1 protein-coding gene is annotated in these 356 nt (G+C 69.7%); it reads right to left on the bottom strand.

All coding sequences use genetic code 11. The features are described 5' to 3' along the window. The coding region (locus tag GYA94_RS27160) for a FecR domain-containing protein (protein ID WP_174824228.1) at positions 1-356 on the bottom strand (356 nt) is incomplete at both ends.

The raw sequence follows: 356 nt of genomic DNA, 5'->3' as shown, positions 1-356 counted from the left end.
CCTGCAGGTACACCTGGCCCTGTACCAGATGCAGCTGGCGGGTACGGCCGCGCAGGTCCACGTTCCTCGCACTGGCGCTGTCCAGGCTCAAGGTCGTGCCATCGGCCAGGCGCGTGCTGCGCCGCTCGCCCACATCGGTGTGCAGCTCGCTGGCCAGGCGCTGCATCCACGGCCAGTAAAGGTAGGTAGCGGCGGCCAGGCCCAAGAGAAAGAACAGCGCCACCCGTTTGCCCAGGTGACTGCGGCGCTCGCTTGGCGGCCGTGGGCGAGGGCGGGCGGGTGAGGGCTGCACCTGCTGCCAGAACCGCTCCAGCTCGGCATAGGCCTGGGCGTTTTCAGCGGCTTGGCACCAGGCC

The sequence above is a fragment of the Pseudomonas juntendi genome (genome assembly GCF_009932375.1).
GTDB lineage: Bacteria > Pseudomonadota > Gammaproteobacteria > Pseudomonadales > Pseudomonadaceae > Aquipseudomonas > Aquipseudomonas juntendi.
This window is presented reverse-complemented; position numbering and strand designations above follow the sequence as displayed.